Origin of the sequence: Mesorhizobium sp. UC74_2, from assembly GCF_042701485.1 — a bacterium.
Classification (GTDB): Bacteria; Pseudomonadota; Alphaproteobacteria; order Rhizobiales; family Rhizobiaceae; genus Mesorhizobium.
Genome location: NZ_CP170562.1, coordinates 3,599,589 through 3,626,093 on the forward strand (window position 1 = coordinate 3,599,589; position 26,505 = coordinate 3,626,093).

Genomic DNA, 26,505 nt, shown 5'->3' on the forward strand with positions numbered 1-26,505 from the left:
TTCTATTGGAGGCCGAACGATTAGCAGTGCCTCCCCTGTGAGCACATAATGAATCTCCGATGTAGCGGATAGCAATTTCCGAATTTCGCGGGCCGGCAGCGGCGCAATATAGTTGCGTCCAGATGGTGGTCCACGGACCAAAGGAACGCGGCCATCGCGTCAGAAAATGATAAACAGAGGTGGAACCATGCTTAACAGGCGCCGCGCGTTCGCGCGCATATCTTCTTTGCTGGCCGGATCCGTATTCGCGCTCTCCCTCGGGATGGCCGAAGCCAGCGCCGACCAGATCAAGCTCGGCTTCATCGGCCCTCTCTCCGGCGGCAACGCCCAGCAGGGTCTCGGCGCCCGCAACGGCTTCCTGCAGGCTATCGACGAGGCCAATGCCAATGGCTACCCGCATCAGGTCGAAGGCGTCGTGCTGGACGACGCTTCCGACCCGGCCGTCGGCGTTTCCGCCGCCCAGAAGCTGATCAACGATCCGGCAGTCGTCGGCGCCACCGGCCACTGGAACAGCTCGGTCGCGCTGGCCACCATCCCGGTCTTCAACCGTGCGCAGATGCCGTTCATCGTCTGGGGCGCGGTCAGCCCGAAGATCACCGAGCAGAACCTGCCCAACGTCACGCGCGTCACCCCGACCCTCGTCAATGAAGACAGACCGCTTGCCGAGGCCATCGCCAAGGAAGGCAAGGTCAAGAAGATCGCCATCATCTCCGACACAACAGACTACGGTGCGGCCAACACCAAATGGTTCGGCGACTTCTTCAAGGCTGCCGGCGGAGAGATCGTGTTCTCCGATGCGGCGGCCGTCGGAACGACCGACTTCCGCGCCATGCTGACGACGGCGAAGGCTGCGGCTCCGGATGCGATCTATTTCGGCGGCGTGGTGACCGAGGCGGCGCTCGTGCGCAGCCAGATGGCCGACCTCGGCATGGGTTCGCTGCCTATGTACGGCATTTCCGGCATCTATGATCCGAAGTTCATCGAGATCGCTGGTGCGGCAGCCGAAGGCACGATCGTCGGCACGCCCGCCGTGCAGACCAATCCGAAGCTGGAGGCCTTCTACAAGGCCTATGAAGCCAAGGGTTACTCCGATCCGGCCGGCTCCTATGCGAAATACGCCTATGAAGCCACCCAGATCCTGCTCGAGGTCATCAAGGAGAAGGGCATCGAGGATAAGGAGGCGCTGAGCCAAGCCATTCGCGCGATCAAGCACGAAGGCATCCTGGGAACGGTCTCGTTCGACCAGGATGGCCAGACGCAGATGCCTGTCGAGATCGACCGCTTCATGGTTCACGACGGCAAGTGGGTCAAGATGTGATCGCCCAGCCGGCATTGCGACAGCGTGCGCAATGCCGGCGACCGCTCGCGTCGTGACAAGCCACGCCCCTCCCGTCGAGATCGTCCATATGGATATGAGCCGCCCCGCGCAGCACAAGAAGGCCGTCGAAATCAAGGATGTTTCCAAGGCCTTCGGCACCTTCCAGGCGTTGAAGCCGGTCAGTTTCGACATCTATGAAAATGAGTTCTTCACGCTGCTCGGCCCCTCCGGCTGCGGCAAGACCACGCTGCTGCGCATGATCGCCGGCTTCGAGCAGCCTTCGACCGGCGAGATCGCGCTGCGCGGCACCAACATCCAGTCCCTGCCGCCGCACAAGCGGCGGGTGAACACGGTGTTCCAGAGCTACGCGCTGTTCCCGCACATGACGCTGGAACAGAACATCGCCTTCGGGCTCGAAAACCTGGGCTGGCCAAAGGAGCGCCGCACCGCGCGCGTGGCCGACATGCTGCGTCTCGTGCACATGGAAAAGTTCGCCGGTCGCAAGCCGCAGCAGCTTTCAGGTGGCCAGCGGCAGCGCATCGCGCTTGCCCGCGCGCTCGCGCCCGAGCCGGAGGTGCTGCTGCTCGACGAGCCGCTTTCGGCTCTTGACCTGAAACTCAGACAAGCCATGCGCGACGAACTGCGGACCCTGCAACGCCAGACCGGCATCACCTTCGTCTTTGTCACACACGACCAGGAAGAAGCGCTCGACATGTCGGATCGCATCTGCGTGCTGGGCGACGGCGAGATCCAGCAGCTCGGGACGCCGGCAGACATCTATGAAGAACCATCCAACCGCTTCGTCGCAGACTTCATCGGCGAAACCAATTTCCTCGACGCCGAGGTGATCTCGCTCGATGGTGATCGCGCCACGGTTTCGATCCCTCTCGGCGTCACGCTGAACGCACCGCAGAAACAGGCGGCACTGGGCAGCAGGGCCGTCATGTCCATCCGCCCGGAAAAGATCAGCCTGTCCTCGCAGGACGGCCAGATCACGACCGAAGGCACCATCGTCGGCGCCAACTACCTCGGCGGCTACACACATTACGTGGTGGACGCCAACGGCACCCAGCTGCGCGTCTCAAAACGCAACAGCCAGAGCCGCGACCGCACGCTGGAAGTCGGCCAATCGGTAAAGTTGAGCTTCGCAGCGGAATCGGCGCGGATCCTGGGCGCATGAGCCAGCGCCCGAAAATCCCGAGTTGGAATGTGCTGGGGCTGCTCCCGGCGCAGCTGATCATGCTGCTGACGTTGATCATTCCGGTCGGGATCATCATCCTGGTTTCGTTCTCGACCAGAGGCCCGTATGGCGGCTTCGACTATGTGTTCACCACCGCCCCCTACAAGCAGATCCTGTTCAACGAGGGCTGGAGCGGAGAACTCGAATTCAACCCGCAATATCTGATCGTCGTCGCCCGGACGGTCATCCTGTCGCTGGCCACCACGATAGTCTGCCTCGCCCTGAGTTTCCCGGTCGCCTACTTCATCTCGCTGCAGAAGACGTCGGCCAAGATGCTGCTGATCTATCTGGTGACGCTGCCTTTCTGGGTCTCGATGATCGTGCGCGTCTATTCGTGGATCATCATCCTCGGCAATGACGGGGTCGTCGCCAAGACGCTGCGGGCACTCGGGCTCGGCGAGAACATGGGCAGCCTGCTCTTCACCGACACCGCGATGTTGATCGGTCTCGTCTACAGCTACATCCCGCTGATGATCCTGCCGGTCTTCGCCTCGATCGAGAAGCTCGACCCGGCCCTGGTGGAAGCCTCGCACGACCTCTACGGCAGCCGCCTGACGACGCTTCGCCGCGTGATCTTGCCGCTGTGCCGTCCGGGCATGGCGGCGGGCGCCATCCTGGTTTTCGTTCCTTGCCTGGGCGCCGTGCTGGAGCCGGTCCTGCTTGGCGGCGGCAAGACGATGATGATGGGCAACCTGATCCAGCTGCAGTTCGGTGCCGCCCGCAACTGGCCGCTGGGCGCGGCCATTTCCATCGTGCTGATGTGTGCGGTGATGATCTTCCTGCTCTGGCGCGGCATTCAGGCGATGCGCAAGGAAGGCCGGGAGGAGAGCGCATGACCAGCAATGTGCGGCGCTATCCAGGCTTCGGCCTATTTAGCCTGATCTTCTTCGTCTACCTCTATCTGCCGATTGCCGTTGTGGTTTTCTATTCCTTCAACGCCAACCGCATCGTCTCCAACTGGGGCGGGTTCTCGCTGCACTGGTATACGACGGCGCTGTCGAATGCCGCGCTTGTCGGCGCGGTGAAGACGTCGCTGTTCGTGGCCACCATCGCCACGGTGCTTTCCACGATCGTCGCGCTGATGGCAGCGCTTGTGCTGGTGCGCGGCAGGAACGTGCGCTTCCGGCGCATCTCCGAAACGGTGGTCAACCTGCCGCTGCTGCTGCCCGAGATCGTCGTCGCGGTGGCGGTTCTCATCCTGTTTTCCGAGATGGGCCTGACCAACGGCCTGCTGAAACTCACCATCGCGCACACGACATTCTGCATCCCCTTCGCGTTCCTGCCGATACGTGCCAGGTTGCAAGGCATGGACGCCGATCTGGAGGAAGCCGCGCGTGATCTCTATGCCTCGGCCTGGGTTGCCTTTCGTCGCGTAACGCTGCCGCTGATCCTGCCCGGCGTGTTCGCCGGCGCGATGCTTGCGTTCGTGATTTCCATGGACGACTTCATCACCAGCAATCTCCTGAACTCAGGCGGCGCCACGACCTTGCCGGTCTACATCTTTTCACTGATCAAGCAGGGGGTCTCACCGCAGCTCAATGCGATCTCCACGTTGATCATGGCCGTTTCCGTGGCGCTCGCCACCATCGCCTTCCTGCTCCAGCGAAGGCAGTAAACAGAGCGAGCTTTTTCCTAAGCAGCACGTCGGGCAAATGAAATTTATCGCTGGAGCCCGTTTGTTATCGTCCCCTGAAACACAACGATAAGGGGAGCTTCATGTCCGTAAAAACCCGTCTTTCCGTGCTGGCTGCGGCCAGCGCATTCAGCCTTCTCGCCAGCGCATCGGCATGGGCGGAAGGCTCGCTTTCCATCTACGCCTGGGCTGACTCGATCGCCCCCGACGCGGTGGCGAAATTCGAGAAGGAGACCGGCATCAAGGTCACCGTCGACGCCTTCTCCTCGAATGAAGACCTGCTGACCAAGCTGCAGGCCGGTTCATCGGGCTACGATATCGTCACGCCCTCGCAACACTTCGTGAAGATCATGATCGACAGCGGCCTGCTCGAGGACATCGGCGCGAGCTCGATGTCGGCATTCCAGCAGATCCTGCCCGAATGGCAGAAGCAATGGTGGGATCCGACCGGCAACTATTCGGTGCCCCTCGCCTATGGCAATGCCGGCTTCACCGTCAACCGCAACCTCTACAAGGGACCTGTCGACAGCTGGAAGGTCTATTTCGAACCGTCAGAGGAATTGAAGGGCAAGATCGCCAGCCTTGCCCAGCCTGACGAAGTCATCCCTGCCGCGCAGAACTATCTCGGCATCCCCTATTGCAGCGAGGATCCGAAGGAGATGAAGCGTGTGCTCGACCTGCTGCAGGCGCAGAAGCCGTTCGTTGCCGCCTATTCGAGCGACAACATCGAAAACCGTATCGGCGGCGGCGAAGTCGCCATGCACTTCTGGTGGGATGGCAACACCATGCGGGTGCGCCGTAACGACAAGGCCAATGTCGAATACGCCATGCCCAAGGAAGGCCTGGTCGGCTGGCTGGATTCCTACGTCGTACCCAAGGGCGCGACCAATATCGACAATGCCAAGAAGTTCATCAACTTCATGGCCGCGGAAGAAAACGCCACCATCGAATACAACTATTACGGCCATTCCTCGCCGGTGAAGGTGGATGCGAGCAAGGCGCTCTACAACAAGGAGAATGCGCCGGAGCTTTTCCCGACCGCACCGGTCAAGATGGGCCAGGCCTGCTCGCCAGCCGCACAGGAACTGGTCACCAAGGTCTGGACGCAGCTTCTCCAATAGCAGCGCAAACCACACCGCTCCCGCCCATTCGTGGGCGGGAGGCTCTCCTGCTATCGCGGCATAAATCATGAATGACACATACGACTACATCGTCGTCGGCTCAGGCTCGGCTGGTTGCGTGCTGGCGAACCGTCTCAGCGCCAACGCGGCAACAAGGGTCTGCCTGATCGAGGCCGGCGGCAGTGACCAAAACCTGCGGGTGAAGGTTCCCGCCGGAATCCTCTCGCTCTATGGCAACCCGAACTATGACTATTGCTATTTCGGAGTTCCCCCAGCCGGAACTGAACGGTCGCCGCATTCCGGTCAATCGGGGCAAGGCGCTGGGTGGTTCAACCTCGATCAACTCCATGGTCTACATACGCGGCGCGGCTGCCGACTATGACGAGTGGGCAGGCCTTGGCTGCGCCGGCTGGTCCTATGACGACGTGCTGCCCGTCTTCAAGAGGCTGGAGCGCAACCTGCTCGGCCAGGACAGGCGGTATCACGGCACGGACGGCGACCTTCTGGTCGACAACCCGCGCGATCCCAACGAGCTTTCGCGCATGTTCGTGGCGGCGGGCAAGGATGCTGGCTTGCCGGAGAACGGCGATTTCAACGCCGGATCGCAATTCGGTGTCGGCATCTACAATGTGACGCAGGACCGGGGGCAACGCTTCAGCGCCTTCACCGCTTTCGTACGTCCGGTCCTCAACCGTCCGAACCTGACCGTATTGAGCGAATGCACGGTCAAGAACGTCGTCGTCTCGGATAAGCGCGTGACGGGCGTGAGCATCCGCCGCAAAGGCATCGACACATTATTGACGGCCGTTCGCGAAGTGGTGCTGTCGGCCGGCGCCATCAACTCGCCGCAGATCCTGCTGGAATCCGGGATTGGCCCGGCAGAAGAACTCCGGCGCGTCGGCATCGCGCCGATCCATGAACTGCCCGGTGTTGGCAAGAACCTGCAGGATCATGTCGACGGCATGATCACGGTGCGCTCGTCGAGCCCGCGCACGCTTGGGCTTTCCGTTGCCAACCTGCCCCGGATCCTCGCCGCGCCCTACAGCTACTTCGCGCGCCGCAAAGGCATGCTGACGACCAATTATGTCGAGGCGGGCGGCTTCGCGCGAACCCGTTACGCGGGCGCAGAACCCGACATCCAGTTCCACTTCGTGCCGGGCTATCGCAGCCATCGCGGCAGGCTGGTCGAGTACGGCCACGGCTATGCCATCCACACCTGCGTGCTGCGTCCGAAAAGCATAGGCGAGATCACGCTCACACGTGACGGTGCGTCCACGCCCACGCAGATCGATCACCGTTTCTTCTCGGATGAACAGGACGCACGGGTTCTCGTCGAAGGCATCAAGGTCGCTCGTACGATCTTCGCATCGTCAGTCTTCGATCCCGTGCGGGGGATCGAGATGCTGCCCGGGAAGGATGTCCGTTCCGACGACGAGATCCTTGCCTATCTGCGCGCCGAGGCGCTGACCGTCTATCACCCGGTCGGCACCTGCAAGATGGGCAACGACGCCATGGCGGTCGTCGATCCAGGAACCCTGAAAGTGCGTGGTCTCGAGGGACTTCGCGTCGCCGACGCCTCCATCATGCCGAAATTGATCTCCGGCAATACCAACGCGCCGAGCATGATGATCGGTCAGCGCGCGGCGGACATGATCCTGCAATCCTAGCCAGGGATTGCTCCCGAGCGGCCAACGTACCGCTCGGGAGCCCGCTTCAGGCAAACGTGGCTATTTGGCCAGATGTTCCTGCAGCGCTTTCCAGCCGGCCGCGAACACGTGATCGGAAACGATCTCAACGTATTTTCCGGTGTCTTCCGGTTCCTCGTCGAAATTGGCGACCCATTCGGCGAAGGTGCGGTTGCCGTCCGTGATCGGCAGCAGCCGGATCGAGGCGACATAGTTCTTTACCGGGAAGGCCGGCTTCACGAAGCTGTAGGACAGCGAGTGCTCGTTGTCGCTGAGTGCAAGCAGTTGTTCGCGCACATGGGCGCCGTCCTGGAGATAGAAGGAACGGATCGAACCGACGGAATCGCTCGCCGCTCCGCCCTCGATCTCGCTTTTGGCGATCGCCGGATGCCAGGTCGGCAGCCCGTTGAAGTCGCGCACGGTCTTCCACACGGTTTCGATCGGCGCGTCGATCACCGCGCTTGCATAAGCCTTGGCCACATTCCTCTCCTATTGTTGGACGACTAGGTTCTTGAAGGCCTGCGTCTGTGCGACGAGGGCCTTTTCCACCGGCAGGCGCTCCATGCTCGATGCGCCATAGAAGCCATGACAGCCGGGGCATTGCTGCAGGATGTAGCGGGCATCCTCAGGCTCGGCGATCGGGCCGCCGTGGCAAAGGATGATGATGTCCGGGTTGATCGCGCGGGCGGCCGCGGCGATGGCGTTGATCTCGCCGACGCAATCCTGCAACATCAGCGCCGTGTCGGCGCCGATCGTGCCGCCTGTGGTCAGGCCCATATGCGCCACGATGATGTCGGCGCCGGCTTCCGTCATCGCCTTTGCATCCTCGACCGAGAAGACATAGGGCGTGGTGAGCATGTCCTTGCTGCGCGCCAGGCGAACAAGGTCGACCTCCATCGCATAACCCATGCCGGTCTCTTCCAGATTTGCCCTGAACTTGCCGTCGATCAGACCGACAGTCGGGAAGTTCTGGATGCCGGCAAAACCGATCTCCTTCAGCTGATCCAGGAAGGGATCGAACTGGCAGAATGGGTCGGTGCCGTTCACGCCGGCAAGCACTGGCGTGTGCTTGACCACGGGCAACACCTCGCGCGCCATATCGACGACGATCTCGTTCGCATTGCCATAAGCGAGCAGCCCTGCCAGCGAACCGCGGCCGGCCATGCGGTAGCGGCCGGAATTGTAGATGACGATCAGGTCGATGCCGCCGGCTTCCTCGCATTTGGCCGAGAGGCCGGTGCCGGCGCCACCGCCGATGATGGGGATCTTCGCCTTGATCTGTGCGCGAAACTTGCCCAGCAACTGGCTTCGTTCAAATCTCATACTACCGACCTTTGCTGATTTCATTGAAGTGGCGAACGACTTCGGAACTGAATTCCGGTGCGTTGATCGCATGCGGCACCCTGAGCACCTGGCGCTCGGCGGTCTGCTGGACCGTGCTCTCGATGGCGGCAAACAGGGCCTCGTCGGATGCCGGATCGTGGAATGGCTGGCCGGGAGCGTCGAGCAGTGAGACGCCGCCGAGCGGCAGCAGGAAACGCACCGGGCCGATGCTGCGGTTCAGGCGCTCGCCGATCCATTTGCCCATCGCCACGTTTTCCTCCAGCGTCGTACGCATCAGCGTGATCTGGGGATTGTGGATGTAGAGGTTGCGATTGCGATACTTCTCCGGGACCGTGTCGATGCCCGCGAAATTGACCATGTCGAGCGCGCCGCACGAGCCGACATAAGGCAGGGGTGACTGCGCCAGGAAAGAGAACCTGTCTTCCGTCGCCGGCAGGATGCCGCCGAAAAGCAGGTCGCAGACTTCGGTGGTGGTGATGTCGAGCACGCCTGCAAGGAAGCCGGAAGACGCCAGCTTTTCCATCGACTGGCCGCCGATGCCGGTGGCGTGGAAGACCAGGCATTCGAAGCGGTCGTGCAACTGCTCCACGACCTGGGTGACGCAAGGCGTGGTGACACCGAACATGGTCAGGCCGAGCGCCGGCTTGTCTTCCTGCTCAAGTTCCTGCCGGTTGCGGACCATGCCGGCAATCGAATTGGCAGCGTTCGACAGGACGGTCCGCGATATCCGGTTGAGGCCGGCGATGTCGGTGATCGAGTTGACCATGGCGATGTCGTTGGGACCGACATAGGCGCTCACATTGCCGGCAGCCACGGTGGAGACCATCACCCTGGGTGTACCGACCGGGAGAACACGCATGGCCTGCGTCACCATGGCGGTGCCGCCGGAACCGCCCAGGCCGATGACGCCGCCGACATCATCCCGCGACAGGATGAACCTTTCGAAGGCAAGCCCCATGGCCGAAACCGCCGAACCGCGGTCTCCGGTGAAAACTGCCGCGACGCCGCCGGGATGAAACCCAGCGACCGTTTTGGCGTCGATATCGGCATTGGCCGACGGCTTGTCGGTGGAAAGATCGACCAGCACAGCCGAAACGCCCTGTGCCCGGATGATCCTGGTCACATAATGGAGTTCATCACCTTTGGTGTCGCAGGAACCAGCCACATAGACGGTCTTTGGAACGCTCATCTCTTCCTCCTCAAACGCTTCTTTTCTTGATGCCGCGCAGGCCGAGACCGATCATCGCGAGCAGCGTGATGGCATAGGGCGCAATGTCGGTGATCTGATTGGGCAATCCCTGCCCTTGCAGCCGCAACCCGACGGCATCGGCGAGCCCGAAACCGAGACAAGCCAGCGCAATGCCCAAGGGATGGGCGCGTCCCAGCATCACCGCGACGACGGCTATCCAACCGCGCCCGGCCGTCATGTTCTCCGCGAAGAGCGCGACGGAGCCGAGCGCCAGTTGCGCTCCGGCCAGGCCGCACAGGCCGCCAGCCAGGATGATGATCGCCGTCTGGTAGCGGCTGACATTCGCTCCCATTGCCGCCGCTGCCGACGGCACCTCGCCAATGCCGCGCAAACGCAGCCCCCAGGGCGTGCGGAACAGGTAGATGTTGAAGATGAGCACAAGCAGCCAGGACAGATAGACGAGCGCGTTGTGTCCGAGGATCGCGCCGAGCACCGGCACGTCCGCCAGCGCTGCAATGTCGAACCTGGGCAGTGCAGTGACCGACGGATCGACCAGCGTGCCGGTCACGCCGAAAATCGCCCCCAGCAGATAGGTGGTCAGGCCGGAGGCGAGCAGATTCAGGCCGATACCGATGACGATGGGATCGCCGCCAAGACGTGCACCGCCAAGCGCCAGGGGCGAGGCGAAGATCGCCGTGCAGAAAACAGCCGAGACAACCGCCAGGACAGGTGAGCCAAAGGCGATGCTGGTCGCGACGGCAACAAAGGCGCCGACCAGCATCTTGCCTTCCAGTGCGATGTTGAACACGCCGGCGCGCTCGCACAAGGCACCGGCCATCGCGGCAAGCAGCACCGGCGTCATCAGGTCGAGAACTTGCGAAAGCAGCATGTTGAGCATGGCCTATCGCTTCCTGAAGAGGATCGGGCGCGCGGCGAGGCAAAGGATGATCAGCGCCTGCAACACCCATGTCAGGACCGCCGGCAGACCCAGCGCCCTCTCCATGGAAAAGCCTCCGACCTGAAGCGCGGCGAAGAACACCGATGTGACGATCGTCGCGATCGGGCTGGCCATGGCAAGGACCGCGGCCATCAGCCCGGACCAGGTATAACCAGGTGCAAGCAGAGCGCCGTCGGTGAAGCGGTACTGTTGCCCCAGGATGAGCAGGGCGCCGACGAGGCCGGCCAGTGCACCGCTGAGGAATGCCACGCGTTGTGTTTGCCGCGACAGGTTCACGCCCGAATACTGCGCGAAGCGAGCGTTGAGGCCGGTCATGCGCCATTCGAAGCCGTTGACCCCGCTTCTGTCGTTGACCACGATCACGACGGCCACAACCGCCATGATGACCATGGCCATGCTGACCGGCAGGTCGAAGATGTGGGCGGGCAGCCGCGCTCCCGAGGCGACACGATAGGTCTCCGGCATGCCGGTGGCCGGGTCGCGCAACGGATAGCGCACGAGATAGGATGTCAGGCCGCGCGCGATGTAGCTGAACAGCAGGCTTGCAATCAGGAAGGGGATGCCGAGGCTGAGCTGCAGGACCGCGGCAAGCCGGCGGCATAGAGTTCCGCCGGCGCAGATGGCAGCGGCCAATGCAGGACCGCCCGGGCGACACCTGGAACAGGCAGGTAAAGCGCGACCAGTGCGGCGGCGAGACCGCCGATCAGCATCTGCCCGTCACCACCCAGATTAACCAGCCCCGCCCGCAACGCGATCGCAGCCGCCAGCGCCATGCCGACCAGAGGCACGGAGCGGGCCAGCGTCTCGTCCAACCCGCGTCCGAGAACAGCCCCCTTGGCGATCTCAAGGTAGACCGAGATGGGATTGGCGCCGGTGAGGCCGACGACAAGTCCCCCAAGCGCGACCGCGGCCGCGATGGAGAACAGGATTGCCGCCAGGCGGGATTTCGTATCGAGAGCCGCTGCAATCATCTGGTTTCCGCTCCCCCCATCATCCAGCGGCCGACGGTGTCCTCGTTCATGTCGCTTCCGGTGAGACTGGCGTTGATGCGCCCCTCGAACATCACGAGAATTCGATCAGAGAGAGCGAGCAACTCCGTCAGGTCGGACGACACCACGAGGATCGCCCGGCCCTTGTCCCGCTCGGCAATCAAGGTCTGGTGGATGAATTCGATGGCGCCGACATCGACGCCGCGGGTCGGCTCCTCGACGATGATCAACGGTGAGCCGTGTTCGACTTCGCGGGCGATCACGACTTTCTGCATGTTGCCGCCCGACAGGGAGCCTATCGGCAGTTGCTCGGAGGCAGCCTTCACCCTGAACCGTTCGATCAGTTTACGCGCCTGGGCGCGAATCGCATCCTTGCGCAGGAAACCCTTTCGGGAGACAGCAGCATTGCGGTGCGTGCCGAAGACGATGTTTTCGGCGATCGAGGCCGCGGGTGCCGTGCCTGTCAGATGACGATCTTCCGGCACATAGGAGATGCCCGTCGCCCGGCGGCGTGCAATCGGAAACCTGGAGATGTCCTGACCGCCGATGCTCACCATGCCTGTCGACGGCTCAAGGCCCATGACCGCCGAGATCAGCTGCGGCTGCCCGTTCCCCGAAACACCGGCGATGCCGACGATCTCGCCCGGACGGACGTCGAAGGAAACGCTGTCCACGACCGTGACGGCCCCCTTGCGAACCGACAGATCCTTGACCGAAAGCATCGGCTGGGCATCGGATGTGACCTTCGACGCAACCGTCGGTGGCACGTTGCGGCCAACCATCGCCCTGATGATCTCGGCCTCGTTCGTTTCCCGGGTCACCAGGGTGCCGGAGACGCGACCGTCACGCATGACCGTGATCTTGTCGGTGATGGCAATCACCTCAGGGATCTTGTGGGTGACAAGGATGAGGGCCATGCCCTTGCCGGCCAGCTCGCGCATGGCGGAAAACAGGCCGTCCCGCTCCTGCGGCGTGAGGACGGCCGTCGGCTCGTCCAGGATCAGGATCCTGGCCTCGCGCGACAGCGCCTTCAGGATCTCCAGGCGCTGGCGGATGCCCACCGCCAGATCGCGGACCCGGCTGTCCGGATCGATCTCGAGACCATGCCTGGAGCCGAGACGCCGGACGAAATCGCGCGCGGCATCTGCGGAGACAAACGGCCCTTGCCTGGGCTCGTTCTGGAACACCAGGTTTTCCCAGACCGTCAGATCGGGGAACTGCCTGAAGGTCTGGTGGACCATGCCGATGCCGGCTGCGATCGCGCCCAGCGGGCTGGCGAAATCCATGGCCTTGCCGTCGACCAGGATTTCCCCGGCGTCGGGTTTGAGCAGACCGTAGAGGATGTTCATAAGGGTGGACTTGCCTGCCCCATTCTCCCCCATCAGCGCATGGATCTCACCGCTGTTGACAGACAGGCTGATCCCGTCATTGGCAACGACACCGTCAAATCGCTTGGTGATGCCCTCCATCTGAAGCAAGGTCATCATCGCGCTCCAAGGTCGCGTTATTGCGCCATCGGATCAGGCACGGTGATCGCGCCCGAAACAATCTTGGCCTGGATATCCTTGAGCTGGCCGATGACTTCCGGCTTCTCGGCGATCTTGCAGCCCGACGAGGCGACCGCGTCCGTAGTGGCGACCAGTTCGAGGCCACCTTCGGCAAGACCGAAGCTCACCACCGGCTTGGCCGACCCCTTCAGGATGCCGTCGATGGTGGCTGGCAGAATGACGTCCACCTTCTTCAAGGTGCTGTCGAGGATGGCTCCGGGCGCATCGCCGCATTGATTGACGTCGAGACCGATGGCCATCGCGCCCGGCTTATCGGCGACTGCCTTGAAGACGCCGCCATTGCTGCCGGCGGCAACCGCATAGATGCGGTCCGCGCCGTTCGATAGCTGCAGGGTCGCCTGCGTCTGCGCCCGCACCGGATCCTGGAACGGGTTGTCCCCACCGATCCATGAGGTGGGCAGCACGTTGATGTCGGGACGGGTCGCCTTGGCGCCGAGCGCGAAGGAATCCGTGTAGCGATGCAGGAACGGGATATCGAGCGCACCGATGACGCCGACCGTCTTGCTGGTCGAGGTCAGTGCAGCTTCGGCTCCGGCCAGATAGGCTGCCTCCTGTTCGCGGAAGACCGCGCAATAGACGTTCTTCGGTGCATCCGGAATGCAGGTGTCGACGATGACGAAGTTCGTGTCCGGGTATTCCGGCGCAAGGTCAGCGATGATGTCGCCGAACTCGAACCCCATGACCGCGACGATCGACGCCTTCATGTCGATTGCCGCCTGGACATGCTGCCGGCGGGTGGATGGATCGGTGCCTTCGAATATCTTGGCCTTGGCGCCCTGATCTGCGGCCGCCTTTTCGATGCCGGTCTTCCCCAGACCGAGGAACTTGTTCACACCGATGCGGCTCGGCGTGACCAGGACGAACGAATTTTCTTCAGCGCGGACCGGAACGGATGCCGCAGAAAGGGCAAGTACCGAGCCCAGGCAGAGATGCAAGAGTTTGCTGGCAGTCGTCATTTTTGAACCCCACAGGCAAGCATGAATGTTGCAACGGAACACACGCACATGCCGCGTAGTCCGCCAGGGAAATAGCCTCAATACGGCGTATCGCCGCCATCGGTGTTGATGGATTGGCCGCGGATGATCATGGCGTCGTCGCTCAGCAGGAACGAAATCGTCCTTGCCACCTCGACCGGATCGATATGCCGACGCAGTTGCGAGCTGATAAGCTGCTCGAACACGTCATCCGGGGCCTGCTTGACCAGGTCGCCATAGGCGACGGCAACCTCGCGCAGCATGTCCGTTGCCATGCCGCCAGGGCAGACACAGTTCACATTGATGTCGTTGGGGGCGAGCACTTCCGACAGCACCCGCGTGAAATTGATCATCGCCGCCTTGCTGGCACTGTAGGCGAGCGACTGGGTGTGGCCCTTCTTGCCGGCCTCCGATGCGACATTGACGATCGCGCCCTTGATGCCCTTGGCGATCATCGCCTTGGCCACGAGACGTGAGGCTTCGAAGGCGCCGAAGACGTTGATGGCGAAGACACGCTCCCAGTCGGTCCAGGGCGTTTCAAGCGGATCGACGTGACGGACAATGGCTGCGCAGTTCACCAGGCCGTCGATGCCGCCAAGACGCTGCTCGGCCTGATCGATCGCAGCCGCGATCGAGCCAGCATTGCCGAGGTCGACCACGACGGCGCTCGTGCTGCCGCCATCCTTGTTGAGATCCGCAATCGCTTCGGTCAGTGCCTGTTCGCGCACGTCGCCGATGACCACCGAGGCGCCTTCGGCTGCGAGCAATGCAGCCGCAGCCTTGCCGGCACCGCCTGCACCGCCAAGAACGAGATAACGTTTGTTTGCGTGTGACCGTACCGGCGCAACCTGGCGCACGGCCAGCGGGCGATGTTCGCCCCTGGTGGCAAAAGAGCCCATATCTCCTCCCCTTGGACCTCCAGATCGAGGCCTCTTATCCGTTTTCCCGAAAGTGAAATTGCTCTACTGGGCGGCATCTGGCAAAGTCCACTTGTCGAGAAGTGGACCACATATGAACAGGATTTCACCCGCGCGCATCAGCCGGCTCATCGGCGGCTGGCAAACGGCCGAAGGCAAGGTTCCTCAGCAGCTCAGCCTGGCGATCGGCCGGCTGATAACGGCCAGGGAGCTGCCGGCGGGTGCCCTGATGCCGTCGGAACGGACACTGGCAACCGCCCTTGCGGTCAGCCGTGGGTCCGTCGTTGCAGCCTACGCGTCGCTGCGCGACGCCGGCGTGCTCGACAGCCGCCATGGCAGCGGTCACCGCATCATCGCATCGGCGAACGCACCCGGCGTCGCGCACACGCGCCTTGCCGGCGAGATGCAGGCGTTGCCCGAAGACATCGACATGACCAGCGGTGCCCTGCCGCCGTCTCCCATCCTGACCGAGGCACTGGCGGCGTTGCGGGGCGCCGATCTGGCGAGTGTTGCGTCCGGCCTCGGCTACGATGCGTCCGGGCTGCCGGCACTGCGCTGGGCCGTCGCGCGTTATTATACGGACCTCGGCTTGCCCACGCATTCCGACAACATACTCATCACCAGCGGTGCGCAGCAGGCGGTGTGGCTGCTGGCCAACGCCCTGGTCGATGCGTCGGACGCGGTGGTCGTGGAGGATCCCGCCTATCGCGGCTCGCTGGAAGTCTTTCGCCGCCGCAATGCCAGGATCGTGCCGGTCGGCATCAGCGCCCACGGCCTGGACATGGACCAGCTTGAAAGGGCGCTCAGGAACCGGCCAAAGCTGCTCTACCTTTTCCCGGAAGTGCACAATCCGACGGGACGATCGCTGGACGACGCAGGCCGCCGCGACCTGGTCGACCTGCTCGACCGCTATCCAACCTTCCTTGTCGAGGATGGCGCACAGAACGAGCTGTCGACGATCGCCGGGGCAACACCGCGGCCGATCGCCGGCCAGGCAAAGTCCGACCAGATCGCCACCATCGGCACGCTCTCCAAACTGTTCTGGGGCGGCATCCGTATCGGCTGGATCCGTGCAAACCCGCCGATGATAAAACGGCTGGCAAGCTTCAAGGCGGTCAACGATCTTGGTTGCTCGATGTTCGACCAGAACCTTGCCGTCGGCCTGCTCGAAAACATCCAGGCGGCGCGGGCGTATCGGCACGAGGAGATCAGCAGCCATCTCAAGGTCGCCGAAGACCTGATTTCCGGACGGGCTCACGGTCGCTGGCATTGGTCGCAACCGGCCGGCGGCACCGCCATGTGGATCCACATGCCGGGCGTCGACACGGTGTCGCTGTGCCAGGAAGCACAGCGACACCGCCTCCTGCTCTCTGCCGGGCCGGGCTATTCAGCGCAGGAGAATTTCGGCGACTTCATTCGCCTGCCCTTCGTGCGTCCGGCCGAGACGATGCAGTTTGCGATCGAAACGATTTCCGACCTGGTGCTACGAAGGACAGCAGCCTAGCGAGACGATCGTCCTACTGTTCGAGATTGACGTAGGATTCCGGGAAGAAACGCGGCGTGCACAGGCAATAGAATTCCAGGTCGACCGAACCGGTATTTTCGATGCGCTGCGGCGCCTGAGCCGGGATGACCGCCTGATCGCCCACCATCAGCTTGCGCTTGACGCCGTTGACTTCGAGTATCCCTTCGCCCTGGCGAACGATGTAGCGCTCAATCACGCCGGTGAGGCTATGCAGTTGTGTGGTCACGCCAACTTCGACACGCGCCACCGCCAATGAGGCCTCCGGCGATGCTTCGGTGTTGTGCAATTCGGTGATGTAGCAGCGCTCGTCGGTCCAGAACTCGCCCTTGTTGTTGGCGACAACGATCTTCTGATCTTCAGTCAAGGTTTTCCTCCCGCTTGTTGGCAGCGCGAAGGAACCGATCGACCCAGCTGTCCGCAAGTTCCACTTTGCGGGAAGTGGTCCGATTGTCTCTGCCGCAGCGACAGTGCGTTGCATTGCCTTCCATTGAAGCCGGGGATCGATGTGCTACATCCTTTGCCATGAAAAACATCGGCTTTCTCTCCTTCGGCCATTGGTCGCCCTCGCCACAATCGCAGACGCGCTCGGCGTCGGATGCACTTCTGCAATCGATCGACCTTGCCGTCGCCGCCGAGGAACTGGGCGCCGACGGTGCCTATTTCCGCGTGCATCATTTCGCCCGCCAGCTGGGCTCGCCCTTTCCATTGCTCGCAGCGGTCGGGGCCAGGACGAGCCGTATCGAAATCGGCACGGCCGTCATCGACATGCGCTACGAAAACCCGCTCTACATGGCCGAGGATGCCGGCGCGGCCGACCTGATCGCCGGCGGGCGCCTGCAGCTCGGCATCAGCCGCGGCTCGCCGGAGCAGGTGATCGATGGCTGGCGCTATTTCGGCTACGCACCGCCGGAGGGCCAGAGCGACGCCGACATGGCCAGACGCCATGCGGAAGTCTTCCTCGACGTTCTCAAGGGCCAGGGTTTCGCACAACCCAATCCACGGCCGATGTTCCCCAATCCGCCCGGCATGTTGCGCCTGGAGCCCTTCTCCGAAGGACTGCGGGACAGGATCTGGTGGGGTGCAGCCACCAACGCCACTGCCGAATGGGCGGCCAAACTCGGCATGAACCTGCAAAGCTCGACGCTGAAATTCGATGAGAGCGGGAAGCCGCTGCACATCCAGCAGGCTGAGCAGATCCGCGCCTTCCGCGCTGCGTGGAAGGAGGCCGGCCACACACGCGAGCCGCGGGTTTCGGTCAGCCGCAGCATCTTCGCACTGGTCGATGATCGCGACCGCGCCTATTTCGGCGGCAGCGACAGCCAGGATCACTTCGGCTACATCGAGGCGGATACGCGGGCGGTGTTCGGCCGGACCTATGCGGCGGAACCGGATGTGCTCGTCGAGCAGCTCAAGCAGGATGACGCGATCACCGAAGCCGACACGTTGCTGCTGACCGTGCCCAACCAGCTCGGCGTCGACTACAACGCCCATGTCATCGAGTCGATCGTCAAGCATGTCGCGCCAGCGCTCGGCTGGCGCTGACGGAAATGACGGCGCTCATCGCATCATCGCGGTGAGCGCCCGTTCATCAATTTGGCCTGCAGGATGACGACCACCAGCAGGAAGGCGCCACGGATGACCGACTGCCAGTAGGCAGACAGCGAGATGACGCCAAGGCCATTCTCGAAATTGAGGATGTTGAAGACCATAGCAAGCAGGATGGCGCCTGCCAGGGTCGCGCCGACGGAGCCGACCCCGCCGGACAGCAGCGTGCCGCCGACGACGACGGACGAGATTGCAAACAGCTCCCAGCCCACGCCCTCTGTCGGCTGGCCAGCTCCGAACTGCGCGGCCAGGATGACGCCAGCCAGTCCGGCGAGAAGGCCGGAGGTCGCGTAGACGCCAAGCAACGTTCGTCCGACCTTCAAGCCCATCAGTTTCGCTGTCGCTTCACCATCGCCAACGGCCAGGATGCGCCTGCCGACCGGATGCCTTTCCAGCGCGATCCATCCCGCCACATAACAGGCAATGGCGATCCAGGCTGGGATCGGAAAGCCGAGGAAATCATCCTGGCCGATCGAGATGAAGGCGGTGTCGTAGGAAACGGAGACCGACTGATTGCCGGAAAGCAGCAGGGCCGTGCCATAGGTAGCGAGCATGGCCGCCAAAGTGGCGATGAAGGGCTGGATGCGCAGCCGTGTGACGACCAGCCCATTGACGATGCCGACGGCGAGCCCCGCAGCCAGTCCGCCCAGCAAGCCGGGCACCCAGCCATAAGGCGACAGCAATGCGGCGACGACGCTGGTCATCGCTGCCGTGCCCCCCACCGAAAGGTCGATGCCACCGGTCATGATCACCAGCGCCATGCCGAGCGCTATCAGCATGAACATGGAATTGTAGCGCAGGAACGAAAGGATGTTGTAGCTCGACAGGAAGTTATCGTAGCGCAGCGCCGCGAAAATCAGCAGAGCGAACACCACCGTGATCACGCACAGCCGCGCAAGCTGAAGATTGGAACGCGGGATCAACGCCGCGACGATATTCGAGCGCGAATTCTCCTGCATCATGTCCGGTCCGCGCTTTGCTGGATGTAGACGGCCGCCACGATCAGCGCTGCCTTGACGACGAGTGCGGCGGCATCCGGCACGCCATTGGCGAGCAAGGTATAACGGACGAGCTGGATAACGCAGGCGCCGAGCAAGGTGCCGATGATGTTTGCCCTGCCGCCGGTCAACAACGTGCCGCCGACCGCGACCGCGGCAATGGCATCGAGCTCCATGCCAAGCCCGACCAGATTGGCGTCACTGGCCGAGTTCCTCGCCACGACGATGAGCCCGGCGAGGCCAGCCAGCACACCGCTGATGACATAGACGAAGCGCTTCACCCGCTTTGCCGGAATGCCCGAAAGGCGTGCCGCCTTTTCATTGCCGCCGACAGCCAGGATCTGACGCCCCAATGCGGTGCCCTTGATCAGGAAGGCGGCCGCAGCCACCACCACAACCATGATCAGCACCTGTGTCGGGATGCCGAAGACATGCCCCAGCGCCACGAATTGGAAAGCCTCGTTCTTGAACACCTGGAGGTTGCCGTTGGTCATCACCTGGGCGATGCCGCGCCCGGCGGTGAACAAAACCAGGGTCGCCACGATCGGTTGGATCGAATAGTGGGTGACGAGGAACCCATTGAACCAGCCGAGCAGACCGGCCACGACGAGCGGCACGATGAACGCCAGCGGCAGAACCACCAGCGGGTTCGTGGTGGGCGCCAGCCCCCCCATCAGGATCATCGGCGCGAGCGCTCCGGCGATCGCCATCAGCGAACCGACCGACAGGTCGATGCCCCCGGTCGCGATCACCAATGTCATGCCGACCGCGACGATGACGATGGTGGCAACCTGGGTCAGGTTCACATTGAGGGTCTGGAGCGACAGGAAATTCGGCGTCGCGATGACGTTGAAGGCGATCAACAGCAGAAACGCCAGCAAGGTACCGTAACGGCTCAGCCATGCAGCGAGGTTGAAGCGTCTCGCGGGACCGGCCGTGTCTTGCGCAGCGGTCATGCCGGCACCTCCTGATGGGCCATGGCGGACAGGAGATTGGCTTCAGTGATTTCCTCGGATGCCAGCCGGCGGACAGAGAGGCCATCGCTCAAGACCGTGACGTGATCAGCCGCGGCGATCAACTCCTCGAGTTCGGAGGAGATCATCAGTACGCTCAAGCCCTCATCCGCAAGGCTGCGCAGCAGCTTCAGGATCTCGGCCTTGGCGCCGACATCGATGCCGCGCGTCGGTTCGTCGACGATCAGCAGACGCGGATTCATGCAGAGCCAGCGCGCAAGCAGGACCTTCTGCTGGTTGCCACCCGAGAGTTCACGGATCGGCTGCTCGGGCGAGGAACATTTGATGCCGAGTGCGGCGATGTATTTCTCGACGATCGCCCGTTGGGCGGCCTTGTCGATGATACCGGCCTTCTGCAGCTTCGGCAGGATGGCGAGTGTCATGTTCTCTCGCACGCTCATCTCCGGCACGATGCCTTCGATCTTGCGGTCCTCGGAAACAAAACCCATGCCGTCGGCGATGGCGTCGGCCGGAGCGATATAGTTGCTCTCCCGTCCATCGACCTTGACGGTTCCCCGCTCCTTGCGGTCGGCAGCATAAATCAATCGCGCGGTTTCGGTGCGGCCGGCGCCAAGTAGCCCGGCGAGACCGGCGATCTCGCCCCTGCCTATGTTGAAAGAGACATCGCGCACCCGGACACCCGCGCCCAGGTTCTCGACGCCGACGAGTGCGGCCCCTTCGTTGTCGCCATGCGCGCGTTTCTTGGCGGTGAAGGCGGCGAGTTCCTTGCCGAGCATGGTCCTGACCAGTTCGACCTTGGATATGTCCTTCATCGGGCTGACCGCCACGGTGCGGCCATCGCGCATGATGGTGACCCGGTCACAGATGGCGAACAGCTCGTCCAGCCGATGGCTGATGAAGATCGCCGCGACACCGTCGGCCTTCAAGGTCCGGATGGTTTCGAACAGCACGGCGACCTCGCGCTCGTCGAGCGAGGACGTCGGCTCATCGAGAATGAGCAGCCTGGCGTTCTGGGTGACGCCGCGTGCGATCGCGACCATCTGCCGGGTCGCGGCCTCGAAATCCTGCAGCGGCCGGTTCACATCGATATCGAGCTTGAAACGTCGCAGCACTGTCGCGGCATCTGCCTGCATCCTTGCACGGTCCACCAGGCCAAAGCGGCGCGGCTCGCGACCGAGAAAGATGTTCTCCGCCACGGTGCGGTTAGGCGCGAGGTTGATCTCCTGGTAGATGGTGGCAATGCCGCCCGCCTGGCTCTCGGCAGTGGAGCCGAACCGGACCTCCTTCCCCTGGAACTCTATCCTGCCGGTATCGTGCGCATAGGCGCCGGTCAGGATCTTGATCAGCGTGGATTTGCCGGCGCCGTTCTGGCCGATCAGCGCCATGGTTTCGCCAGGCTCCACTGCAAGCGAAGCGTCGGTGAGAACGCGGACATCACCAAAGCTCTTGTTGATGCCCGTCATCGACAACAGCATCGCAAATCCTCCCTTGGTGATGGTTTGTACACTCAACACGGAACGTGCAAAAGAAAAGCGGTCGAAACGCTCCTCGATACGTTCCGACCGCAGGTGGGGAGATGAATCAGTAAGCGCCTGACACCTCAGCCGCGGCGTTGGATGTGTCGTAGAACTTGTCCTTGTTCTTCACCCAGGCCTCGATCTTTTCGCCACCGGCATAACGCTTCAGTGTCTCATAGGCGATCGGGCCGAAGCGCGGGTTGCATTCGACGACAGCGCCGATCTTGCCATCGGCAATTGCCTGGACGGCTTCCTTGCCACCGTCGATGGAGAGCACCAGCACATCGGTGCCCGGCTTCTTGCCCGCGGCTTCGAGCGCTGCGATCGCTCCGAGCGCCATCTCGTCATTGTGGGCATAGATGACATTGGCGTCGGGATGCGCCTGTAGCAGCGCCTCCGCAACCTGGCGCCCCTTGTCGCGCGCGAAATCACCCGACTGCGAGGCGACGATCTCGAAACCGCCGGCCGCCTTGATGGCTTCGTCGAAGCCCTTCTTGCGGTCATTGGCCGGCGACGAGCCGGTGGTGCCTTCCAGCTCGATGATCTTGGTCTTGCCGTTGGCGTTCTTCACCAGCCATTCGGCAACGCGCTTGCCTTCCTCGACGAAGTCCGAGCCGATGAAGGTGACGTAGTCCTTGCCGGCAACAGCCAGCTTGGGATCGACGCTGCGGTCCAGGAGAATGACCGGAATGCCTGCCTTCTTGGCGGCGAGCACCGCCGGGATCAGCGGCTTTTCCTCGCGCGGCGCCAGGAAGATGAGATCGACACCCTGCGCTATCATGGAATTGACGTCGGCAACCTGCTTGGCCGCGGAGCCTGCCGCATCCGTGTAGACGAACTGATAGCCGAGCTTGGCGGCCTCGGCCTTCATGCTTTCAGTCTGGGCGATGCGCCATGGATTGTTGGACTCGGTCTGGGCGAAGCCAACCTTGTAGCTGTCCTTCTTGGCCAGCGGCGGCAGATCTGCGGCCATGGCCACGGTGGACACAAGGCCCAGCACGCCGAAGGCGCTTACGGTCATCAATAAAGTACGGCGGGTCAGTGACATCGAGGGTTCCTCCAGATGGGCAACCGGCTCCTCCAGCCGGGCAGACGTCGGTCTGCTGATCACCGGTCAATCCTACGATAATTTTATTAGCAGTCAATGCGGGATATTTGCGAGACGGCATTATCGAAACCCGGCATGAAAGCAGGAGCGTGATATGCCTCAAATACGGGTAAAATGCGCCAATTCCTGCCAAAATCAGTGGGTTAACAGTCGCCCGGAATAGAAAAACCGCGCAAAATCAGTCATACAGAGGCCTGCCGTTCCAAAATCCGATCACCGCTTGATAATTTTATGATCAAATGACTATGATGCTATCGACGGGTCGAGAAACCATTGCGGGCACGATCGTGAATTCAAGGCGAGGACCAGCGCTGTGAGTCAGAGCAACGGCGGCGAGAAACGCCAGGGACGACCGACCATGACGGACGTCGCCCGTATTGCCGGCGTTTCGCAGTCAAGCGTCTCGCTCGTGCTGAACCAGATGACGGGCGCCCGAATATCTCCGGAAACCAGGCAACGCGTGCTCGAGGCTGCCAGGCAGGTGAACTACCAGTTACCGGGGATCAGGGGGGAGATATCATCCGATGCCGAGGGGCGGACGATCGCCTACATCGTCGACGAAATCTCCACCAGTCCGCATCCGGTGGTCAGCTTCGATGGCGCGCGTGACTTCGCCTTCGAGCAGGATTTTCTGGTGGCCGCCTATGTGACGCGCTCCAATCCGCAACTGGAAGCAGCGACCATCGAAGCGATCAAACGCGACAAATCGATCGTCGGCGTGATCTACTCCTCGATCTTCACCAGGCGTGTGACAGTGCCTCAAGCCCTTCAGGGACTCCCAACTATCCTGCTGAATTGCTACGGCGAAGCGCGGCGCCACATTTCGATCCTGCCGGGCGAAGTTGCCGGCGGCTTCACCGCGACCGCCCATCTCACCGGCCTGGGCCATCGCCGCATCGGCTTCATCAACGGCGAGCCGTGGATGGATGCTTCCATCGACCGCCTCAAAGGTTATCGGCAGGCACTCGCCACCGCCGATATCGCCTTCGACGAAACGCTGGTACGCAGCGGCGACTGGCTGCCGTTGACCGGTTATCACCATGCACGCGACCTGCTGTCGACCGACAATCCGCCGACCGCCATATTCTGCGGCAACGACCTGATGGCGCTTGGCGCTCTTGAAGCCGCCAACGAGATGGGTATCAAGGTTCCGGTTGAGCTCAGCGTGATGGGTTATGACGATCAGGAGCTCGCTCGCTACACCCATCCACGCCTTTCGACACTCGTGCTGCCCAACTATGAAATGGGGCAGCGCGCGACCGAGATGCTGATCGACATGGTGGCGCACCATAAACAATTCCGTCCAATGACCGTAAAGATCGATGGGCCGCTCGTCGTGAGAGAAACGACGGCCTCACCAAGGCTGCGCTGAGATTCCCCAGTCCGGAGGCGTCATTTCTTCAGCTCCGAACACGTTCCAATCGCACTACGTGGCATCACCATAGTGCAAATGCACTAGCCCAAGATGGGGTATCCTTGGGGTAACCCGTGTTGTTTGACCATTTGGTCAATGCTACATAGCGCCGATGCGACAGCCGAGCTTGACCTGCCCCCGATAGCCAACCGCCGCCAGGGGGAAGCAGTGCCAAAAGATCTGATCATCGTTGCCGACGACCATCCCGTTTTTCGGGAAGGGTTGCGCCGTGTCGTACAGACAGTCGAGACCGACGCCGACATCGTCGAAGCCGAAACAATGGACGAAGTCCTGGCTGCCGCGCGCGCAGGACGCCAGCCCAAACTCTTCATCATGGACCTTTTGTTCCCCGGCCTCGTCGCGGAACGTTCGCTTGCCGAGTTGCGCCAGGAATTCCAGCGGTCGTCCATCATGGTCGTATCGATGGTCGACGATCGCCGTACGGTCGACATGGTAATGGCCGGCGGCGTCGACGGATTCGTCTCGAAATCCGTGCCGCCAAGCGAGCTGATGGAGGCGATCGCCGCGGTCCGCGACGGCGAATATGTGATCAAGCTCAAGTCGTCGGATCGGGTGCCCTACCCTGCAGAAGACGCGGACATCCTCAACAGCCTCACGCAACGCCAGCGTGAAGTTCTGCGCTTGCTTGCCGACGGCAAATCCAACAAGGAAATCGGGCGCACGCTCGACATTTCGCACTACACCGTGCGCATCCACGTCTCGGCTCTGTTGCGTGTTCTCAATGTCGGCTCGCGCTCGGCTGCAGCGGTCAAGGCCCTCAACGAGGGCTGGGTCGACCGGATCTAAGCCCGCCATCAGGCACGTGCACGCTCCCTGGTGCGCCCCAGCGACAGCGCGATCATGGTTGAGCGCAGTTCGGAAGGTCGCACCGGCTTCGACAGGATCGGGATGTCCTGCTGCCCGAGTTCCTCGCGCACCCGGTTCTCGTCATGGCCGGTCATGACGATGGCGGGGATGTCGCGGCCCGCCTGACGGCGCACTTCCTGGATGAAGTCGGCACCGACAATGCCGCCGCCGAGATCGAAGTCGGTGACGACCAGATCGCAGGCCGCGACGGACAGATCCGCTCCGGTTTCGGCCTGCACGACGCAGCCCCATTTCTCCAGTAGCGAGGCCGTCGCCAGAAGCACATCCTCGTCGTCCTCGACGAGCAGCACCCGCAAGCCTTCCAACGGTGACGAGAACCGCTCCGGGGCGATCTTCTTCGTGCGCTCGGGTGCCGACACCACCGGCAGGCCGGCAATACGCACGCTGGTGCCGCGTCCCCGGACCGAGCGGATCGAGACCCGCAGGGACATCAGATGCGCCAGCCGCTTGACGATAGAAAGGCCGAGGCCGACGCCTTCGATGTCTTTGTCGCCGCGCTCGCGCACCTGGTAGAATTCGTCGAACAGCCTGGGCAGATGTTCCTCGGCGATGCCTTCGCCGCGATCGTGGATTTCGATCGACAGGCCGTAGCGATGGCGGCGGCAGCCGATCAGCACCTCGCTGCCCGGCGCGTATTTCAGCGCATTGGAAACGATGTTCTGCAAAATGGTGGTGAGCAGAGCGGCATCGGTGCGCACATGCAGCCTTGTACGCACCAGTTTGAACGTCGTTTGCGACCATTCGGCCCGGTTGGCATTCTGCGTCAGCACCTCATCGACGATGTCCTGCACGGCGACGACTTCGAAATGCGGTGTGACCTTGCCACTGTCGAGTGTCGAGATGTCGAGCAGCGAGCGGAACAGGCCGGACACCGAATGCAGCGAGCGGTCGATGTTCTCGACCATCTGCTTCTGTTCGCGGTCGAGCCCGGTGTCGCGCAGGCAAGCGGTGAACAGGCTGATGGCGTGGATCGGCTGGCGCAGGTCATGGCTGGCCTGCGCCAGGAAGCGCGACTTGGCAAGGTTCGCCTCATGCGCTGCATCATAGGCTTCATAGACGCGTTGCAGCAGAGCATAGATATAGGCCGGCACCAGGATGGTGGTCATCACCAGGGTCAGCGCCACATAAGGGTTCTCACGCCAATAGGCGTTGAAATAGGATGACAAGGCGATCGTCACCAGCGCCATCGCGGTAGCCAGAATCAGGTAGCGCGGTCCGAAACGAAGCCCGTTGCCGACCGTTACCCAAAGCAGTGCGGCATAGAGCGGCAGCAATGCCGCGCCACCGATAGACATCGCCGAGAAGAATGCGAGATAGTCGCAACCCATCGAAACCAATCGGCGGGGCTTGTAGACCACCGGCTTGTAAACAACCCACCACAGCAGCAACCACGAAACGGGAACGTAGGCGAAGTAGTAGCCGGCAAAACCATTGGCATAGGATGTCGCCGCGTTGTCGAGCCAGGCGACGACCCAGATGTACACCGCCAGAATCGGCACGAAGACAATCCTGACGAATGCCTGGGAGCGCTCGGCATCAT

The 26,505-nt window shown here is 62.4% G+C and carries 25 protein-coding genes and 1 pseudogene; 11 read left to right on the plus strand and 15 right to left on the minus strand.

The window, feature by feature from the left end; genetic code table 11:
* Positions 1-262: 262 nt before the first annotated feature.
* From ACFJIU_RS17580 to ACFJIU_RS17610, 7 genes and pseudogenes are all read left to right on the plus strand, one after another.
* The gene (locus ACFJIU_RS17580) at positions 263-1,318 is read left to right on the plus strand and encodes a branched-chain amino acid ABC transporter substrate-binding protein (protein WP_379061943.1); all 1,056 of its coding nucleotides are present in this window, start codon (positions 263-265) and stop codon (positions 1,316-1,318) included.
* 94 nt (positions 1,319-1,412) lie between these two features.
* On the plus strand, positions 1,413-2,498 hold the full coding sequence (locus ACFJIU_RS17585; protein ID WP_379073143.1) for an ABC transporter ATP-binding protein: 1,086 nt from the start codon (positions 1,413-1,415) through the stop codon (positions 2,496-2,498).
* Complete coding sequence (locus ACFJIU_RS17590) at positions 2,495-3,394, plus strand: ABC transporter permease (protein WP_379061945.1); 900 nt, start codon at positions 2,495-2,497, stop codon at positions 3,392-3,394. Before ACFJIU_RS17585 ends, ACFJIU_RS17590 begins: the two co-directional genes overlap by 4 nt.
* Positions 3,391-4,173, plus strand: coding sequence for an ABC transporter permease (locus ACFJIU_RS17595; protein WP_379061947.1), 783 nt, complete (start codon positions 3,391-3,393; stop codon positions 4,171-4,173). Before ACFJIU_RS17590 ends, ACFJIU_RS17595 begins: the two co-directional genes overlap by 4 nt.
* 101 nt (positions 4,174-4,274) lie before the next feature.
* Positions 4,275-5,312, plus strand: a complete 1,038-nt coding sequence (locus tag ACFJIU_RS17600; RefSeq protein ID WP_379061948.1) for an extracellular solute-binding protein — start codon at positions 4,275-4,277, stop codon at positions 5,310-5,312.
* Positions 5,313-5,379: 67 nt separating this feature from the next.
* A pseudogene (locus tag ACFJIU_RS17605) lies at positions 5,380-5,448 on the plus strand (hypothetical protein); the annotation flags it as partial.
* 109 nt (positions 5,449-5,557) lie between these two features.
* Positions 5,558-6,979 (plus strand): GMC family oxidoreductase, encoded by a 1,422-nt coding sequence (locus ACFJIU_RS17610; RefSeq protein WP_379061950.1) that lies wholly within the window; start codon positions 5,558-5,560, stop codon positions 6,977-6,979.
* A gap of 60 nt (positions 6,980-7,039) precedes the next feature.
* On the opposite strand, the gene ACFJIU_RS17615 is transcribed toward ACFJIU_RS17610, so the two are convergent.
* From ACFJIU_RS17615 to ACFJIU_RS17655, 9 genes are all read right to left on the minus strand, one after another.
* Positions 7,040-7,477 carry an SRPBCC family protein gene (locus ACFJIU_RS17615; protein ID WP_379061953.1) on the minus strand — a complete coding sequence of 146 codons (438 nt, stop codon included), beginning with the start codon at positions 7,475-7,477 and terminating at the stop codon, positions 7,040-7,042.
* A gap of 9 nt (positions 7,478-7,486) precedes the next feature.
* The gene (locus ACFJIU_RS17620) at positions 7,487-8,320 is read right to left on the minus strand and encodes a phosphoenolpyruvate hydrolase family protein (RefSeq protein WP_379061955.1); all 834 of its coding nucleotides are present in this window, start codon (positions 8,318-8,320) and stop codon (positions 7,487-7,489) included.
* Position 8,321: 1 nt separating this feature from the next.
* Positions 8,322-9,530 (minus strand): Tm-1-like ATP-binding domain-containing protein, encoded by a 1,209-nt coding sequence (locus ACFJIU_RS17625; protein ID WP_379061957.1) that lies wholly within the window; start codon positions 9,528-9,530, stop codon positions 8,322-8,324.
* A gap of 10 nt (positions 9,531-9,540) precedes the next feature.
* Positions 9,541-10,428: an ABC transporter permease gene (locus ACFJIU_RS17630; RefSeq protein WP_379061959.1), complete on the minus strand. Its 888-nt coding sequence runs from the start codon at positions 10,426-10,428 to the stop codon at positions 9,541-9,543.
* 3 nt (positions 10,429-10,431) lie between these two features.
* On the minus strand, positions 10,432-11,121 hold the full coding sequence (locus ACFJIU_RS17635) for an ABC transporter permease (protein WP_379061962.1): 690 nt from the start codon (positions 11,119-11,121) through the stop codon (positions 10,432-10,434).
* Complete coding sequence (locus ACFJIU_RS17640; RefSeq protein WP_379061964.1) at positions 11,037-11,459, minus strand: hypothetical protein; 423 nt, start codon at positions 11,457-11,459, stop codon at positions 11,037-11,039. The genes ACFJIU_RS17635 and ACFJIU_RS17640 overlap by 85 nt, the downstream gene beginning before the upstream one ends.
* Positions 11,456-12,964, minus strand: a complete 1,509-nt coding sequence (locus ACFJIU_RS17645) for an ABC transporter ATP-binding protein (RefSeq protein ID WP_379061966.1) — start codon at positions 12,962-12,964, stop codon at positions 11,456-11,458. Before ACFJIU_RS17645 ends, ACFJIU_RS17640 begins: the two co-directional genes overlap by 4 nt.
* A 17-nt stretch (positions 12,965-12,981) precedes the next feature.
* Positions 12,982-14,001, minus strand: a complete 1,020-nt coding sequence (locus tag ACFJIU_RS17650; protein ID WP_379061968.1) for a BMP family ABC transporter substrate-binding protein — start codon at positions 13,999-14,001, stop codon at positions 12,982-12,984.
* A gap of 77 nt (positions 14,002-14,078) precedes the next feature.
* A complete protein-coding gene (locus ACFJIU_RS17655; protein WP_379061971.1) occupies positions 14,079-14,918 on the minus strand; it encodes an SDR family NAD(P)-dependent oxidoreductase in 840 nt (279 codons plus the stop codon).
* A gap of 112 nt (positions 14,919-15,030) precedes the next feature.
* On the opposite strand from ACFJIU_RS17655, the gene ACFJIU_RS17660 reads away from it, so the two are divergent.
* A complete protein-coding gene (locus ACFJIU_RS17660) occupies positions 15,031-16,440 on the plus strand; it encodes a PLP-dependent aminotransferase family protein (RefSeq protein ID WP_379061973.1) in 1,410 nt (469 codons plus the stop codon).
* Between the two features lie 13 nt (positions 16,441-16,453).
* Here the strand turns inward: ACFJIU_RS17660 and ACFJIU_RS17665 are convergent, their stop codons facing one another.
* Complete coding sequence (locus tag ACFJIU_RS17665; protein ID WP_379061975.1) at positions 16,454-16,825, minus strand: cupin domain-containing protein; 372 nt, start codon at positions 16,823-16,825, stop codon at positions 16,454-16,456.
* Between the two features lie 158 nt (positions 16,826-16,983).
* On the opposite strand from ACFJIU_RS17665, the gene ACFJIU_RS17670 reads away from it, so the two are divergent.
* Positions 16,984-18,003 carry an LLM class flavin-dependent oxidoreductase gene (locus ACFJIU_RS17670; protein ID WP_379061978.1) on the plus strand — a complete coding sequence of 340 codons (1,020 nt, stop codon included), beginning with the start codon at positions 16,984-16,986 and terminating at the stop codon, positions 18,001-18,003.
* Positions 18,004-18,026: 23 nt separating this feature from the next.
* On the opposite strand, the gene ACFJIU_RS17675 is transcribed toward ACFJIU_RS17670, so the two are convergent.
* The 4 genes from ACFJIU_RS17675 to ACFJIU_RS17690 all read right to left on the minus strand — a co-directional run bounded on the left by ACFJIU_RS17675 (position 18,027) and on the right by ACFJIU_RS17690 (position 22,576).
* Positions 18,027-19,028: an ABC transporter permease gene (locus tag ACFJIU_RS17675; RefSeq protein ID WP_379061981.1), complete on the minus strand. Its 1,002-nt coding sequence runs from the start codon at positions 19,026-19,028 to the stop codon at positions 18,027-18,029.
* Complete coding sequence (locus tag ACFJIU_RS17680; RefSeq protein ID WP_379061983.1) at positions 19,025-20,020, minus strand: ABC transporter permease; 996 nt, start codon at positions 20,018-20,020, stop codon at positions 19,025-19,027. The genes ACFJIU_RS17675 and ACFJIU_RS17680 overlap by 4 nt, the downstream gene beginning before the upstream one ends.
* Entirely contained in the window at positions 20,017-21,513 is a 1,497-nt protein-coding gene (locus tag ACFJIU_RS17685; protein WP_379073144.1) for a sugar ABC transporter ATP-binding protein, read from the minus strand. Before ACFJIU_RS17685 ends, ACFJIU_RS17680 begins: the two co-directional genes overlap by 4 nt.
* A 106-nt stretch (positions 21,514-21,619) precedes the next feature.
* Positions 21,620-22,576: an ABC transporter substrate-binding protein gene (locus ACFJIU_RS17690; protein WP_379073145.1), complete on the minus strand. Its 957-nt coding sequence runs from the start codon at positions 22,574-22,576 to the stop codon at positions 21,620-21,622.
* A gap of 400 nt (positions 22,577-22,976) precedes the next feature.
* Between ACFJIU_RS17690 and ACFJIU_RS17695 the strand changes: the two genes are divergently transcribed.
* On the plus strand, positions 22,977-24,035 hold the full coding sequence (locus ACFJIU_RS17695; RefSeq protein WP_379061986.1) for a LacI family DNA-binding transcriptional regulator: 1,059 nt from the start codon (positions 22,977-22,979) through the stop codon (positions 24,033-24,035).
* A 210-nt stretch (positions 24,036-24,245) separates the two neighbouring features.
* A complete protein-coding gene (locus ACFJIU_RS17700) occupies positions 24,246-24,884 on the plus strand; it encodes a LuxR C-terminal-related transcriptional regulator (RefSeq protein WP_379061988.1) in 639 nt (212 codons plus the stop codon).
* 8 nt (positions 24,885-24,892) lie between these two features.
* On the opposite strand, the gene ACFJIU_RS17705 is transcribed toward ACFJIU_RS17700, so the two are convergent.
* A complete protein-coding gene (locus ACFJIU_RS17705; RefSeq protein WP_379061990.1) occupies positions 24,893-26,464 on the minus strand; it encodes a hybrid sensor histidine kinase/response regulator in 1,572 nt (523 codons plus the stop codon).
* Positions 26,465-26,505: the final 41 nt, after the last annotated feature.